This is a genomic window from Leifsonia sp. NPDC014704, assembly GCF_043083605.1.
In the GTDB taxonomy this organism is placed as follows: Bacteria; Actinomycetota; Actinomycetes; order Actinomycetales; family Microbacteriaceae; genus Leifsonia.
Genome location: NZ_JBIBYW010000002.1, coordinates 1216780 through 1231819 on the forward strand (window position 1 = coordinate 1216780; position 15040 = coordinate 1231819).

At 70.0% G+C, this 15040-nt stretch carries 13 protein-coding genes and 3 tRNA genes; 10 read left to right on the forward strand and 6 right to left on the reverse strand.

The features are described 5' to 3' along the window. The first annotated feature begins 11 nt into the window (after positions 1-11). The 5 genes from ACF1AJ_RS17375 to ACF1AJ_RS17395 are packed head-to-tail and all read left to right on the forward strand — an operon-like array spanning position 12 to position 6084. Entirely contained in the window at positions 12-1526 is a 1515-nt protein-coding gene (locus ACF1AJ_RS17375; RefSeq protein WP_391508485.1) for an ABC transporter ATP-binding protein, read from the forward strand. Then, the gene (locus ACF1AJ_RS17380) at positions 1519-2604 is read left to right on the forward strand and encodes an ABC transporter permease (RefSeq protein ID WP_391508486.1); all 1086 of its coding nucleotides are present in this window, start codon (positions 1519-1521) and stop codon (positions 2602-2604) included. Before ACF1AJ_RS17375 ends, ACF1AJ_RS17380 begins: the two co-directional genes overlap by 8 nt. After that, the gene (locus ACF1AJ_RS17385) at positions 2601-3560 is read left to right on the forward strand and encodes an ABC transporter permease (RefSeq protein ID WP_391508487.1); all 960 of its coding nucleotides are present in this window, start codon (positions 2601-2603) and stop codon (positions 3558-3560) included. Before ACF1AJ_RS17380 ends, ACF1AJ_RS17385 begins: the two co-directional genes overlap by 4 nt. Then, positions 3557-4705, forward strand: coding sequence for an acyl-CoA dehydrogenase family protein (locus tag ACF1AJ_RS17390; protein WP_391508488.1), 1149 nt, complete (start codon positions 3557-3559; stop codon positions 4703-4705). Before ACF1AJ_RS17385 ends, ACF1AJ_RS17390 begins: the two co-directional genes overlap by 4 nt. Before the next feature lie 2 nt (positions 4706-4707). Next, on the forward strand, positions 4708-6084 hold the full coding sequence (locus tag ACF1AJ_RS17395) for an LLM class flavin-dependent oxidoreductase (protein ID WP_391508489.1): 1377 nt from the start codon (positions 4708-4710) through the stop codon (positions 6082-6084). Positions 6085-6093: 9 nt separating this feature from the next. Here the strand turns inward: ACF1AJ_RS17395 and ACF1AJ_RS17400 are convergent, their stop codons facing one another. From ACF1AJ_RS17400 to ACF1AJ_RS17420, 5 genes are all read right to left on the reverse strand, one after another. Beyond that, the gene (locus ACF1AJ_RS17400) at positions 6094-6954 is read right to left on the reverse strand and encodes a PhzF family phenazine biosynthesis protein (protein ID WP_391508490.1); all 861 of its coding nucleotides are present in this window, start codon (positions 6952-6954) and stop codon (positions 6094-6096) included. A 16-nt stretch (positions 6955-6970) separates the two neighbouring features. Continuing rightward, positions 6971-7216 carry a hypothetical protein gene (locus tag ACF1AJ_RS17405; protein ID WP_391508491.1) on the reverse strand — a complete coding sequence of 82 codons (246 nt, stop codon included), beginning with the start codon at positions 7214-7216 and terminating at the stop codon, positions 6971-6973. Positions 7217-7400: 184 nt separating this feature from the next. Next, positions 7401-7476: transfer RNA gene (locus tag ACF1AJ_RS17410), tRNA-Phe, on the reverse strand. A gap of 60 nt (positions 7477-7536) precedes the next feature. After that, positions 7537-7613 (reverse strand) — tRNA-Asp (locus ACF1AJ_RS17415). A gap of 60 nt (positions 7614-7673) precedes the next feature. Beyond that, a tRNA-Glu gene (locus ACF1AJ_RS17420) sits at positions 7674-7746 on the reverse strand. 350 nt (positions 7747-8096) lie between these two features. Here ACF1AJ_RS17420 and ACF1AJ_RS17425 point away from each other — a divergent pair. After that, positions 8097-9383, forward strand: a complete 1287-nt coding sequence (locus ACF1AJ_RS17425; RefSeq protein ID WP_391508492.1) for a peptidoglycan DD-metalloendopeptidase family protein — start codon at positions 8097-8099, stop codon at positions 9381-9383. Beyond that, a complete protein-coding gene (locus ACF1AJ_RS17430; RefSeq protein ID WP_309853849.1) occupies positions 9376-10677 on the forward strand; it encodes a C40 family peptidase in 1302 nt (433 codons plus the stop codon). Before ACF1AJ_RS17425 ends, ACF1AJ_RS17430 begins: the two co-directional genes overlap by 8 nt. A gap of 82 nt (positions 10678-10759) precedes the next feature. On the opposite strand, the gene ACF1AJ_RS17435 is transcribed toward ACF1AJ_RS17430, so the two are convergent. Further along, positions 10760-11251: an inorganic diphosphatase gene (locus ACF1AJ_RS17435; protein WP_391508493.1), complete on the reverse strand. Its 492-nt coding sequence runs from the start codon at positions 11249-11251 to the stop codon at positions 10760-10762. Between the two features lie 45 nt (positions 11252-11296). Here ACF1AJ_RS17435 and tilS point away from each other — a divergent pair, with 45 nt between their 5' ends. From tilS to ftsH, 3 genes are all read left to right on the forward strand, one after another. Further along, on the forward strand, positions 11297-12388 hold the full coding sequence (gene tilS / locus ACF1AJ_RS17440; RefSeq protein WP_391508494.1) for a tRNA lysidine(34) synthetase TilS: 1092 nt from the start codon (positions 11297-11299) through the stop codon (positions 12386-12388). 16 nt (positions 12389-12404) lie between these two features. Further along, a complete protein-coding gene (hpt, locus tag ACF1AJ_RS17445) occupies positions 12405-12956 on the forward strand; it encodes a hypoxanthine phosphoribosyltransferase (RefSeq protein ID WP_391508495.1) in 552 nt (183 codons plus the stop codon). A gap of 79 nt (positions 12957-13035) precedes the next feature. Continuing rightward, positions 13036-15039, forward strand: coding sequence for an ATP-dependent zinc metalloprotease FtsH (gene ftsH, locus ACF1AJ_RS17450; protein WP_391508496.1), 2004 nt, complete (start codon positions 13036-13038; stop codon positions 15037-15039). The last annotated feature ends 1 nt before the right edge of the window (position 15040 follow it).

The window sequence follows — 15040 nt, forward strand, 5'->3', positions numbered from 1 at the left end:
ACCGGATCCCGATGTCGTCCGCACTCGCGCTCCTGGGCGTCTCCAAGTCGTTTGGAGGCGCCCAGGTGCTGCACGATGTCGAGCTGCGGCTCGAGGCGGGCAGCGTCCACGCGCTGGTCGGGGAGAACGGTGCGGGCAAGTCGACCGCCTTGAAGATCATGGCCGGCCTGGAGCGGCCGACGGCAGGCACCGTCGCCGTCGGCGCGGAGCCGGTGGCCTTCGCCGGCCGCCAGGCCGCGATCGAGCGCGGCATCGGCCTGGTCGCGCAGCAGCTCAGCCTCATCCCCGAGCTGACCCTGGCCGAGAACCTCATCCTCGGCCAGCCGGAGCGCATCGCCCGCCGCGGTCGCGCCGCCCGGCTGCTGCGAGAGGCTGCGGACCAGGCCGGACTGGCCGTCCGCCCCGACGTGCGCGTGCGCGAGCTCGGTCTCGCGCAGCGACAGCTCGGCGAGTTGGCCATCGCGCTGGCGCAGGGGGCGCGCATCCTGCTGCTCGACGAGCCGACTTCGGCCCTCGGGCCATTCGAGACCGCCGCCCTGTTCGACCGGGTGCGGGCACTCGCCCGGAGCGGCTACTCCGTCCTGCTCATCACGCACCGGCTGGACGAGGTCCGCCAGGTCGCCGACGACGTGACGGTGCTCTCGCACGGCAGGGTGACCCTTGCTGCGCGCGTCTCCGAGGTCACCGACGACGAACTGGTGCGCGCGATGGTCGGGTCGGTCCCCGCCGTCCCGCGGCGCGTCCACGACCTGGCGGGGGAGACCCGGCTGCGGCTGGAGGGAGTCTCGGCCCAGGGCGCGGGCGCCCGGATCGACGGCATCGACCTGGATGTCCGCGGTGGTGAGATCGTGGGCGTGCTGGGTGTCGCCGGCAACGGCCAGACCGCCCTCGCGGAGGCGGCGGCCGGCGTCCTGACCTTGGCCTCCGGCGCCGTTCTCGTCGACGGCGCCCCGGTCGGCGGCCGCCCCGAGAAGGCGGCCGAGACGGGGCTGGCCTATGTTCCGGAGGCACGCGAGCAGGCCGTGCTGCCGGATGCTCCGCTCACCCGGTCGGCCGTGCTGCGCACCCTGGGCAGCGGCCGCCGATTCCTCCGCCATGGGCTGATCGACTGGAAGGCGGCGCGGTCGTTCACCTCGGCGCTGCTCGAGCGTCACGATGTGCGCCCGGCGGACCCCGACCTGCCCGCCCGGGCGTTGTCGGGCGGCAATCAGCAGAAGCTTCTGGTCGGTCGCGAGCTCGACGGGAGCCCGGCCGTCGCCGTGCTGCACGGCCCCACCCAGGGACTCGACCTGCACGCTGGCGCGGTCATCCGCGGCGAGATCCGCTCGGCGGCCGCAGCGGGCGCCGCCATCCTGCTGGTCAGCGCGGACACGGACGAGATCCGCGAACTGGCCGACACCATCCTGATCCTCTCGAAGGGACGCATCGTGGACCGGTTCGAGGCCGATGAGTTCGACAGCACCCGCGTCGGCCGAGCGATGGCCGGGCTCACCGGCGCTGCCGCGGACGGAGTGCGCGATGAGTGACCTGCTGGCGTTCGCGCGTCGTCGTCGCGGCTACCTGATCGCGCTCCTGTACGTGGTCGCGGGATTCGCGGTCGTGCTCGCCCTGGTCGCGTCGACAGGAGGCGATCTGGGCGTGGCCCTGAGCGGCTGGTTCACGGGCGCTTTCGGCGACGGCTACAACCTCACCCAGACCCTCGCCGACGCGACACCGCTCGCCCTCGTCGCCATCGGAGTCTCGGTCGCACTGCGTGCCGACGTGATCACGATCGGCGCCGAGGGCCAGGCGATCGTCGGCGCCGTCTTCTCGACCGCGCTCGCCCTCCTGCTCGGCCCGTCGGCCAGTCCCGTCGTCGCGCTTCCGCTCGGCGCCCTCGCCGGCGTGGTCGGGGGCGTGCTGTGGGCGATTCCCGCCGCCGTCGCGAAACTGCGCTGGGGCGTCACCGAGATACTGTTCACCCTGCTGGCCAACTATCTCGCCGTCTCGCTGCTGACGTACCTGTTGCGGACGGTCCTGCGGGATCCGGCGACCAACGCGAGCCCGCAGAGCCCGCCCCTCCCCGTCCCGTCGCAGCTGCCGATGCTGCCGGTCGCCGGCCGCATCCATATCGGCATCGTGCTCGTCGCGGTGCTGCTCGTCGCACTGTGGTGGTGGTCGCGGACGCGCCAGGCGTTCGTGCTCGACGTCTACGGCTCGCGGCCGCTCCTGGCCGCCCGACTCGGGCTCACTCCCCGTCGTGCCGTGCTCACCGCCATGATCGTCTCCGGTGCTACGGCGGGCCTGGCCGGCTGGATGCAGGTGGCGGGAGTGACCCAGCGTCTCGAGCCCGACGTCTCAAGCGGCATCGGGTTCGCCGGCCTGGCGGTGGCCGTCCTCGGCCGCGGAAACCCGATCGGCATCGCGCTGGCGGCCGTGGTCTACGCCTCGCTCGGGACGGGGGCGGCCGGCGTCCAGATCGTCACGGGCACCGTCCCGACCGCCATCGGCACCGTGACCCAGGGCATCCTGCTCCTCACCGCGGCGCTGGCGCTCGCGGCCGTCAAGATCACCGGCCGGGAGCGCGCCGACTCCGTCGCCGCCAAGGCGGAGGTGGCCGCATGAGTCCGGTCGACTTCTGGACCGTCGTCCTATCGGGCGCCCTGGCACTGTGTGCGCCGATCGTCATCGCGGGCCTCGGCGAGATCTTCCTCGAACGCACCGGCGGCTTCAACGTCGGCATTGAGGGGATGATGCTGCTCGGAGCGGTTCTCGGCGTCCTCGGCTCCCACCTGGGCGGAGTGTGGACAGGGGTGCTCGCCGGCATCCTGGCCGGGCTCGTCCTCGGTCTGCTCATGGGGGTCGCGTCTGCGCTCGCCAAGGCGGACATCATCATCGTCGGTATCGCGATCGGCCTCCTCGGCACCGGACTCAGCGTCTTCCTCTACCAGGCGATCAACCCGGCCGGTCACACCAACCAGACGGTGCAGACGCAGCCGCCGCTGCACCTGCCGCTCATCGAGTCCATTCCGGTGATCGGTCCCGGTCTCGCGGGAGCGGGCGTGTTCTTCTACTTGTCGCTCGTGCTCGTGGTGCTCTCCTGGCTGGTCCTCGACCACACCCGCTTCGGCCTGCGCCTCCGGGCGGTCGGCGACGACGAGGCCGTCGCGCGGACCCGCGGCATCGCCCCCGTCCGCTTCCGCGTTGTCGCCGCGATCGTCGCCGGGGGATTCGCGGGGCTCGCGGGAGCGACCGTCCCGCTCGCCGAGATCGGCACCTTCTCGCCGGGCATGACCGGAGGCACGGGCTTCATCGCCCTCGCCGTGGTCATCATCGGCCGACGGACGCCGGCCGGCCTGATCGCGGGCGCGCTGCTCTTCTCGTTCTTCAACAGCCTGGCGCTGCTTGAACAGACCCAGAGCCTCGGTCTGCCCGTCGAACTCTTCCAGGCCCTGCCGTACCTCGCGACGCTCTTCGTGCTCTGCGTGGTCTCCCGCCGGGTCTGGCGGCGGTCGCGCGCATCGCGCTCCGTCACCTCCCCTCTGCCCTCCGCTGCACCCGAACCCGAAGGAGTCCGATGACCGCCCCCACCAGCCTGCACGACCTTCCGCCCCGCGAGAGAGAGCTGCTCCACGCGGTCGCCGAGCTGGCCACCGGCTTCGAGGCGGAGGCCGCCGGCTACGACGACCGCGCCGAGATCGCGGTCGGCAACCTGACCGCAGTGCACGACGCCGGGCTCGACGCCGCCGTCCTGCCGGAGCACCTCGGCGGAACCGGCCTCAGGTACCAGGCCTTCGGCGAGGCGGTGCGCCTGCTCGCCGCCGCCGATCCGTCGACCGCCACCATCGTGACCATGCACACCGGTGCGGCGGTCGGGCTCGCCGAGCTGACCCGCGAGCGCCAGGGGAGCTTCTTCGCCGACGAGCTGCTGGCCGGGAAGCGCTTCGCCAACGCGCTCTCGGAGCCCACCAGCGGCAACCGGTTCCTCAACCCCCAGCAGGAGGCGCGCCCGGCCGACGGCGGCTGGCTGCTCGCGGGGACCAAGCGGTTCGTGTCGGGCAGCGAGATCGCCGACTACCTCCTCGTCAATGCGCTCGTGGACGGCGTGCCCACCTTCTTCGCGGTCATCCCCGACGAGACCGTGACGATCATCCCGATCTGGGACACGCTCGGCCTGCGTGCGACCCGCAGCCAGCTGCTGTCCTTCGACCACACCCTGCTGCGGGAGGAGTTCCGCGGCCGCTCGCCGCAGCCGGGCGACTTCGCCGCCGTGCCGGCCGGGCTGCCGGCGATCTCGCTTGGCATCGCCGACGCCGCACTGGGTGCGCTCGTCGACCACGCGCGCAACCGCGCCATCCTCGGCAAGCCCCTCTCCCATCAGCAGTGGATCCAGCACGAGGTCGCCGACGCGCAGTCGAGGCTCGAGGCGGTGCACGCCTTCTTCCAGCGCACGCTCGCCGAAGCGGACGCCGGCCGGCCGGAGTTCTTCTCCAACCTGTCGCGTGCCAAGTACCTCGCCAACAAAGTCGCGGTCGACGTCGCCCAGCTCGGGGTCCGCGTGGGCGGAGCCTCCGGGTACCTGAAGCAGTCGCCGATCCAGCGGCACCTCCGCAACGCGCAGGCCGGCCAGCTCATGGCCTACTCGACCGAGGTGCTCGCGACGGAGATCGGCAAGGAGGTGCTCGGCGTCGAACCCGAGCCGGCGGACGAGGCGGAGGTGGCCTGATCGTGGCGGACCGGCAGCGGATGATCTTCAACGCCTTCAACATCTTCTCCGTGTCGCACCACGACCAGGGGATGTGGGCGTGGCCGGGCAGCGAGCAGCTACGGTACAACGATGTCCACTACTGGGCGGACGTCGCCAGGCTGCTGGAGCGCGGTCGCTTCGACACCCTGTTCTTCGCCGACGTGCTGGCGCCGTACGAGACCTTCGAGGGCTCGCGGGAGCGGGCGGTGTACAGCGGGATGCAGTTCCCCATCAATGACCCGGGCGAGCTCATCCCGGCGCTGGCGTACGCCACCGAGAACCTGGGCTTCGTGCTGACGCAGAACATCCTCCAGGAGCCGCCGTACGCGTTCGCCCGCAAGATGTCGACGCTCGACCACCTCACCCGCGGCAGGATCGCCTGGAACATCGTGACCACCTTCCTGCCGGGGGCGGGCCGCAACCTCGGCTTCGGCGGGCTGCCCGAACATGAGGACCGGTACGCGCGTGCCGACGACTACATCGACGTCGTCTACAAGCTCTGGGAGGCGTCGTGGGAGGACGACGCCGTCGTCCGCGACACGGCACGGCAGCAGTACTCCGATCCGGCGAAGGTCCACGAGATCAACCACGTGGGCCCGTTCTACGACGTGGTGGGGCCGCACCTGACCGAGCCGTCGCCGCAGCGCACGCCATTCCTCATTCAGGCCGGGGTCTCGCCGCGCGGCCGCGACTTCGCCGGGCGCAACGCCGAGGGGCTGTTCATCAACGCGCTGAACCCGCAGGAGGCAGAGCCGGTGGTCCGGGACGTGCGCGCCGCGGCCGTGCGGCACGGTCGCCGCGCAGACGACGTAAAGCTGTTCGGCATCCTCGGCTTCGTGGTGGGCAGCACCGAGGAGGAGGCGCGGCGGCTGCACGAGGAGATCACCGACTTCCAGAGCATCGACGCCAACCTCGCCAAGCAGAGCGTTTTCCTCGGCTACGACTTCAGCAGGCTCGACCCGAAGGAGCCCATCGGCGAGATCGCCAAGCGGCCGGAGGGCCAGGAGGGCATCGTCGGCAAGCTGATCGCGATGTCCCCGAACCCCCGGTACACGATCGGCGAGCTGGTCCGCTGGTTCGGCAACCTCCGGGTCGTCGGCACGCCGGAGCAGATCGCCGACCACGTCGGGGCCTGGAACGACGCGGGTGTCGACGGCATGAACGTCCAGTACGTGGTCTCGCCGGGTTCGTTCGAGGACTTCGTCGACCACGTCACGCCGGTGCTGCAGAAGCGCGGGCTGATGCAGTCGGAGTACCGCGAGGGCACCCTGCGCGAGAAGGTGTTCGGCAAGGGCCCGTTCCTCCCCGACGAGCACCGCGCCCGCGGGTTCCGCCGCGCCGCGTTCGGCGAGGGGTGAGGTCGCGCCTCAGAGCCGGAGCGCTCCGGACGCGGTGACGACGCCCGAGCCGGAGATGGTCACGCGCGCGTTGTCGACCGTCACGGATATGAGGCTCGGCCGGCCTAGGGCGTGCCCCTGCTCGATGAGCGTCGGCACGCCCGCAACGGCCTCGCCGTCCCGGACGAGCCGGGCGGCGAGCGGGCCGGCCGCCGTGCCGGTGGCGGCGTCCTCGGCGATCCCGACGGTCGGGTTGAAGAAGCGCGCGTAGGCCGCGGCCGCGCCGGATGTCGTGTATACGTAGCAGCCCTCTGCTCCGGCGCCGGCGAGCACGGCCTTCAGGGCGCGCGTGTCGGGCCGTGCGGCGTCCACGGCGTCGGTCGAGACGAGGGGAACCAGGAGGTGCTCCGCGCCTGTCGAGCCGACCTCGGGACGCCCGACGATTACTGCCTCCGGAACTCCCAGCGCCGCGGCAAGGGGCGCAGTCTCGGCAGGCCCTGGGGTGAACAGAGCCGGAGACTGGTCCATGGACACGCTCACCCGTCCGTCCTCCCTGGTCACCCGGACCGGCAGGAGGTCGTCCCCGATCTTCTGAACGTACGATCGGCCGGCGGCCACCCGCCCCGCGTCGGCGAGCCAGAGCCACGCTCCCATGGCGTTGTGGCCGGCGCCGAAGACCTCGCTGCCGTCGGGGGTGAAGGACCGCAGCCGCACCTCGGCGCGTTCGTCGGCCGGCGAGACGAGGAAGGTCGTCTCCGACTGGTTGAACTCGCGCGCGATGGCTCGCATCGTGGCCTCGTCGAGCGGATCAGCGTCCGGCACGAGGGACAGCGGGTTGCCGGTGAGCGGCCGGTCGGCGAACACGTCCACCCAGAAGAACGGGACATCCATGCAACGATCCTCCGCCTCAGCCGCCGGTCGTGGCCCGCAGTCCCACCGGCGTGTGCTCCCTTCGCCAGGTCGCGAAAGTGCCGTTGAGTTCCCACTCGCCGATCGACCGGGCTCGCTGCCGCGCGGGGTTGTGCGACGAGAGGGTGCGGGCGTTGCGCCAGTGCCGATCGAGCGCGAAGCCGTTGCCGACGGCGCTGGCGCCGCCGACCTCGAACAGCTCGGTGGTGGCATCCAGCACCAGCTTCGGCAGGATCTGCTGCACGCGGAACACGCTGAGCGCGGCCTCGCGGAATGCGTCGTCCGATCGGCCCGCGCGCGGAGGTCGTCGAGGTCGTGCGCCGCCGACAACACCAGTTGTAGTCAAAAATGTAGTCAAACGATGTTTCGACTGCCTTGACGGGCAAACAAGAAAACCCCCGGATTCTAATCAGACCGGGGGTTCTCTCTGGTGGCTCCGACCGGCATCGATCCGGTGACCTTTCGATTTTCAGTCGAACGCTCTACCAACTGAGCTACAGAGCCAGGGGATGCGTGCACATCCACCTAGACGGAAGCCCTTCCTACTGGAAGGGCTTGTCGCCGTGGCGACCCTGACGGGACTTGAACCCGCGACCTCCGCCGTGACAGGGCGGCACGCTAACCAACTGCGCTACAGGGCCTTAGTGTGGTGCTTTTTCAATTATCTGGTGCTGCTCAATACTAGTGGACACCGTTCGGCGTGACCCCAACGGGATTCGAACCCGTGCTACCGCCGTGAAAGGGCGGCGTCCTAGGCCGCTAAACGATGGGGCCGGATTGTCTCGAATTGCTTCCGCTTTCCGATGACCACCGACGCATAAGCATACGGAAGTGCGACAGAGAATGCGAATCCGGCTCGGATCCCGGGCGGGTCGGGCGCCCGGCGGCCCGTTGCCGGTTCGCGCAACGCCACTGCGAAATCCGAGGATGGGGCGGAAGCGCGACATAGTCTGCGACCCAGGCGGTCCCCCGGCCGCTCGTGCGGATGCACGCCGACCCCCCTCATTCCGGCCTCCGACCAGGCCGGAAATCGCCATGTTGATAGAGTGACGCATGTTGACAGTGGGGCACGTGTGACTCGCGTGACGGACGTCGACGCAGAAGTGAGCGGGCCGAGAAACATCATGAGACGCGAAACGACCAGCCGAACGGTTTCCCCGACCACCCGCGGTTCACGCCGCCGGGCGGTGATCGGTGCCCGCGCGACGCGAGCGATCGCGGCCCTGATCGTCGGCGTGGTGGCCTCGGTCGGCGCCGTCTCCGCCCCGGCGTACGCGGACAACTACCCCAGCTGGCAGGACGTCCAGGCCGCGAAGGCCAACGAGTCCGCCGCGTCGGCGCAGGTGACCCGCATCAACGGTCTCATCGCCCAGCTCAAGCAAGAGGTAGCCGATACCCAGGCGGCCGCCGTGAAGCGCGGCGAAGAGCTCGAGGTCGCCCAGGCGAACTTCGATCAGGCCGCCATGAAGGCCCTCGACCTGCAGTCGCAGGCGGCCGCCAGCCAGAAGAAAGCGGATGACGCGAGCGCCCAGGCGGGCAAGCTCGCCGCGCAGCTCTACCGCACCGGTGGCCGGAATTTGACCGCCAACCTGTTCCTCTCCGGCAACAACGCCACCTCGAAGAGCCCGGAACAGCTCCTCTCCGACCTCGGCAGCATGTCGAAGCTGGTGGAGCAGTCCAACAAGGTCTACGCCGACGCCAAGGCCGCACAGAATACGGCGAAGTCGCTGTCCGACCTCGCGGTCGTCGCCAAGGCCGACCGCGAGCGCCTTCGCGTCGTCGCCGAGGCAGCCATGCAGGCGGCGATCGAGGCGGCGAAGGCAGCGCAGGACAAGCTTGCCGAGCAGCAGAAGCAGATCGTCATCATGCAGGCGCAGCTCGCTGCGCTCAAGGACGCGACCGCCAAGACCGTCGCCGGCTACGAAGCCGGTGTCGCGGCGGCCGCCGCCGCAGCAGCCGCCCGCGGCTCCGGGGGACTCCCGGGCGGTTACGTCGGACCGCAGGGCTGGGCCGTGCCCGCTGCCGGACCGATCACCGACGGCTTCGGAGCGCGTCCCTCACCGGGCGGGGTCGGCAGCACCTACCACCTGGGCATCGACATCGGCGCCTCGTGCAACGCACCCATCTACGCGGCCCATGACGGCACCGTCGTCTACGCCGGACCGAACGGCTCGTACGGCAACTTCGTCCTCATCGACAACGGCGGCGGCATCCAGACGGGATACGCGCACATCCGCAACGGCGGCATCCTCGTCGGCATCGGCCAGCAGGTCGGCGCCGGTCAGCCCATCGCCCGCGTCGGCACCACCGGCGCCTCCACCGGCTGCCACCTCCACTATGAGGTGCGCGTGGGCGGCGAGAAGATCGACGGGATCCCGTTCATGAGAGATCGGCAGGCACCCCTTGGCTAACGAGAACGAGAAGAGCAGCCGCGTCCGCCCCGGCCTTGCCATCGGCGCGGGCGTCATGGGAGCGGTCACGGCATCCATCGGCATCGTCGCGCCTGCGCAGGCGGTCGACTACCCGTCGTGGAACGACGTCCAGCAGGCCAAGAACAACGTCGCCAACCAGCAGGCGATGATCGACAACATCACGAAGCTGATCGACGGCCTCCAGTCGAGTGTGGATGCCGCCCGCATCGCCTCGGAGAAGGCGGCAGAAGCGTACTTTCAGGCGAAGGACGCCCTCGACGCGGCGACGGCCAAGGCCGCCGACCTGGAGAAGCAGGCGGGAGCCGCGGCAGAGAAGGCCAAGACCTCCAAGATGCGCGCCGGGCTCCTGGCATCGCACCTGGCCAAGTCCGGCGGAGGCGACGTCACCACGGACCTGATGCTCAAGGGTGGCGGGTCCGGCGACGCCGCCGACAAGCTCCTGTTCCAGCTCGGGACGATGAGCAAGCTCACCGAGCAGTCGAAGGCCGTCTACGAGCAGGCGACGAAGGACAAGAACACCGCCGACGCGCTGACCGCCCAGGCGAAGTCGGCCAAGACGGAGCGCGAGTCGCTGGCAGACGAAGCCGACAAGGCTCTGGCCGCTGCTCAGGATGCGCAGGCCAAGGCCCAGGCGGCCCTCGCCACCCAGCAGCAGAAGTCGACCGAGCTCGTCGCCCAGCTCGCGACGCTCAAGAACACCTCGGCGCAGACCGAAGCGGCGTACCTGCAGGGTGAGCAGATCAAGGCCCAGCAGGAGGCCGCTCGGCGTGCGCAGGAAGAGGCGCAGCGCCAGGCTGCGGCCGCGGCAGCGGCTGCAGCGGCGGCCCGTCCGCCCGCGTCGTCGGGCGGCTCGGCGCCGTCCGGCGGTGGGGGAGCGGCTCCGGCGGCCCCGAACGGCAACGTCGTGGACACCGCGATCGCCTACGCCCGCGCCCAGCTCGGCAAGCCGTACATCTTCGGCGGCGAAGGGCCGGGCGGATACGACTGCTCGGGCCTGACCATGAAGGCGTACGCGTACGCCGGCGTCTATATCGGCTCCCACTCGGTCAACAACCAGTACTACACCGCCGCCGACAGGGGCCAGCTCGTCTCGTACAGCGCCAAGCAGGCCGGCGATCTGATCTTCTGGGGCGACGGTCCCGGCGACTTCTACCACGTCGGCATCTACATCGGCGGCGGCAAGATGATCGCGGCTCCGACCGAGGGCGACGTCGTCAAGATCCAATCCGTCTGGGGTTCACCCTGGCGCCTCGTGGCCCGTCCCAGCGCCTGACCCAAGCAAACAGATCCGGAGTTTTTCGGCCTATTTCCGCGGAAACGACCGAAAAACTCCGGAGCTGATGGATTCGCTGGGGTCAGTGGCCCTCAGCAGCGAGCTTGGCGATCGCCTTCTGGATGAGGCCGTCGGCCTCGGCGGCGTCGCCCCAGCCCTCGATGTTCACGAACTTGCCCGGTTCGAGGTCCTTGTAGCGGGCGAAGAAGTGCTCGATCTCCTTGCGGGTCTGCTCCGGGATGTCGTCGACGTCCTGGATGTGCTGCCAGCGCGGGTCCTTGTACGGCACGGCGATGATCTTCGCGTCGCCGCCCGCCTCGTCGCTCATGTTGAGCACGGCCACCGGACGGACCTTCACGCCGACGCCCGGGAACACCGGGTACTCGAGCAGTACGAGCGCGTCCAGCGGGTCGCCGTCGTCGCCCAGGGTGTTCTCGAAGAAGCCGTAGTCGGTCGGGTAGACGAAGCTGGTGAACAGCACGCGGTCGAGGTACACGCGACCCGTCTCGTGGTCCACCTCGTACTTGTTGCGGCTCCCCTTCGGGATCTCGATGACGACGTCGTATTCGGCCATTCCGTACTCCTTAGCTCTCGGCAAAACCTGCACTAACGTTACTGGATGCACCTCGACGGATCGGAGGCCGGGCAGGCCTCGCCCGACCCGCAGCGCCGCCCGCGCCTGACCCCGCCGATCGCCGACGCGCGACGCGCCGTCCGCACCGCGCTCGCCGCAGCGGCCGCCCTGCCGGAGGCCGACCCGCACGACGACCACGGCCCGGAGCGACCGGCGCCCCTTAGACCCGGAGCCCTCGTGCTCGTCGGTCTGAGCGGGGGAGCGGACTCGCTCGCGCTCGCCGCCGCGACGGCCTTCGAGGCGCCCAGAAACGGCTTCCGCGCCGGCGCCGTGATCGTCGACCACGGCCTCCAGCCGGGTTCGGATGCGGTGACCGCGCGAGCCGCCGACCAGGCCACCGCCCTCGGCCTCGACCCCGTGCTGGTCGAGCGGGTGACCGTCGAGCGGGAAGGCGGCCCCGAGGCGGCGGCACGCGCGGCCCGCCACGCCGCCTTCGACCGGGCCATGGCCGCGACCGGCGCCGAGCGCATCCTGCTCGCCCACACCCTCGACGACCAGGCCGAGACGGTCCTGCTGGGCCTCGCCCGCGGTTCCGGTCCGTCGAGCCTCCAGGGGATGCTGCCGGACACCGGCCGCCTGCTGCGTCCGTTCCTCGGTCTCCGCCGGAGCCGGACGCGCGCGTTCTGCGCCGACAGCCGCCTGGAGCCCTGGGACGACCCGCACAACGACGACCCCTCCTACACGCGCGTGCGCGTACGCACGGAGGTCCTCCCGGTGATGGAGCGCGAGCTCGGCCCCGGTGTCACCGAAGCCCTCGCGCGGACCGCCGAACAGCTGCGTGAGGACGACGAGGCGCTCGACGGCCTGGCCCTGGAATGGGCGCTCGAGCTGGTCAGCCAGACCGACGACGGCGCGGTAGCACTCGACGTCCGAGGGCTGGCGGCCGACCCGGCGGCGCTCCGCCAGCGCATCATCCGGCTGGTCGTCTCCGCGGAGTTCGGGATCTCCCTCACGCGCGCCCACACCCTCGCGGTCGCGGCCCTCATCACCGACTGGCACGGGCAGGGACCGGTCGACCTGCCAGGCGTTAGAGTGGTCAGGCAGAACGGGCTGCTCACGTTTCACCCCACCACGTAAGGACAGCGCCTCCCCCATGGAACTCACGGACGTTCAGAACGACCTGACCGAGATTCTGATCACCGAGGAGCAGATCCGCTCCCGCATCGCCGAGCTCGCCCGGGAGGTAGAGCAGGACTACGCCGGCAAGGACGTCCTGCTCATCGGCGTCCTGAAGGGCGCGGTCATGGTGATGGCCGACCTGTCCCGCGAGCTCCGCATCCCCGTCACGATGGACTGGATGGCCGTCAGCTCGTACGGCAGCGGCACGCAGTCCAGCGGGGTCGTCCGCATTCTCAAAGACCTCGACACCGACCTGAGCGGAAAGACGGTCCTGATCGTCGAGGACATCATCGACTCGGGCCTCACGCTCTCCTGGCTGCTGTCGAACCTGCGCAGCCGCGGGCCGGAGTCGATCGAGATCTTCACCCTGCTCCGCAAGCCGGATGCGGCGCGCGTCGAGATCGACGTGAAGTACGTCGGGTTCGACATCCCGAACCAGTTCGTGGTCGGCTACGGCCTCGACTACGACGAGCGCTACCGCACCCTCCGCGGCGTCGGCATCCTGGCGCCCGCCGTCTACAGCTGACGCCAACGGGCCGCGCGCAGACCGCCCAGAGCGAACACGCAGCCGACCCACAGCGCCTAGGCGGTACTGTGGTCGCACCATGAACGTCAAGAAGATCTTCCGCGGCCCGATCCTGTATGTCGTGCTGGCGATCATCATCGTCTGGATCGGCTCGAGCCTGATCACGATGTCGGGCTTCAAGAGCGTGTCGACGCAGAAGGGCCTGGAGTACCTCTCCCAGGACAAGGTGTCGAGCGCGAAGATCGTGGACGGTGAGAACCGTGTCGACTTGACGCTCAAGGAGCCGGACGGCAATCTGGGCAACCAGGTGCAGTTCTACTACGTCACCCCCCGCGGCGAGGATGTCGTGAAGGCGGTCGACGACGCGAACCTCCCCAAGGGCTACGACGACGAGGTCCCGCAGCCGAACTGGTTCGTCAACATCCTCGGCTTCCTCATCCCGGCTCTGCTCATCGGCGTGTTCTTCTGGATCATGATCTCCGGCATGCAGGGCGGCGGGAACAAGGTCATGCAGTTCGGCAAGTCGCGGGCGAAGCTCGTGACCAAGGAGACGCCGAAGGTCACCTTCGACGACGTCGCCGGGTCGGACGAGGCCATCGAGGAGCTGCAGGAGATCAAGGACTTCCTGAAGGAGCCGGCCAAGTTCCAGGCGGTCGGCGCCCGCATCCCGAAGGGCGTGCTGCTGTACGGCCCTCCCGGAACCGGTAAGACCCTGCTCGCCCGCGCCGTCGCGGGTGAGGCCGGTGTGCCCTTCTACTCGATCTCCGGTTCGGACTTCGTCGAGATGTTCGTGGGTGTCGGCGCGAGCCGCGTCCGCGACCTGTTCCAGCAGGCGAAGGAGAACTCGCCCGCCATCATCTTCATCGACGAGATCGACGCGGTCGGCCGTCACCGCGGCGCCGGGCTCGGCGGCGGTCACGACGAGCGCGAGCAGACGCTGAACCAGCTCCTGGTGGAGATGGACGGCTTCGACCCGAAGACCAACGTCATCCTGATCGCGGCGACCAACCGTCCCGACATCCTCGATCCTGCGCTCCTGCGCCCCGGTCGCTTCGACCGCCAGATCGGCGTGGATGCGCCCGACATGCTCGGCCGCAAGAAGATCCTTGAGGTGCACGGCCGTGGCAAGCCGCTGGCGGCGTCGGTCGACCTCGAGGTGCTCGCCCGCAAGACGCCGGGCTTCACCGGAGCCGACCTTGCCAACGTCCTCAACGAGGCCGCCCTGCTCACCGCCCGCTCGAACGCCCAGCTGATCGACAACCGCGCGCTCGACGAGGCCGTGGATCGCGTCATCGCCGGTCCGCAGAAGCGCACCCGGGTCATGAAGGACCAGGAGAAGCTGATCACGGCGTATCACGAGGGCGGGCACGCGCTCGCCGCCGCGGCGATGCGCCACACCGATCCCGTGACGAAGATCACCATCCTGCCGCGCGGCCGCGCCCTCGGCTACACGATGGTGCTCCCGCTGGAGGACAAGTACTCGGTCACCCGCAACGAGCTCCTCGACCAGCTCGCGTATGCCATGGGCGGCCGCGTCGCCGAGGAGATCGTCTTCCACGACCCGACCACCGGCGCATCCAACGACATCGAGAAGGCGACCTCCATCGCCCGGAAGATGGTCACCGAGTACGGCATGAGCGCCGACATCGGATCGGTCAAGCTGGGCCAGGCGAACGGCGAGATGTTCCTGGGTCGCGACATGGGCCACCAGCGCGACTACTCCGAGCGGATCGCCGAGCGCGTCGACGCCGAGGTGCGCGCCCTCATCGAGAAGGCGCACGACGAGGCGTGGGAGGTGCTCAACGACAACCGCGCGGTCCTCGACCGCCTGGCCGCCGCGCTCCTCGAGCACGAGACCCTCGACCACAACCAGATCGCCGAGATCTTCGCCGACGTGAAGAAGCTGCCCGAGCGCCCGCAGTGGCTCTCCAGCGACAAGCGCCCGATCTCGGACGTCCCGCCCATCCCGTTCCCCAGGGCCCCGATCGACGCGGGCGCGGTGGACGGTGGCGTCGACTCTGAGCCGCCGGCGACCAAGCCGAAGCGTTCGCCAGCGATCAAGCCGCGCCCGGCGACCGCCTAGG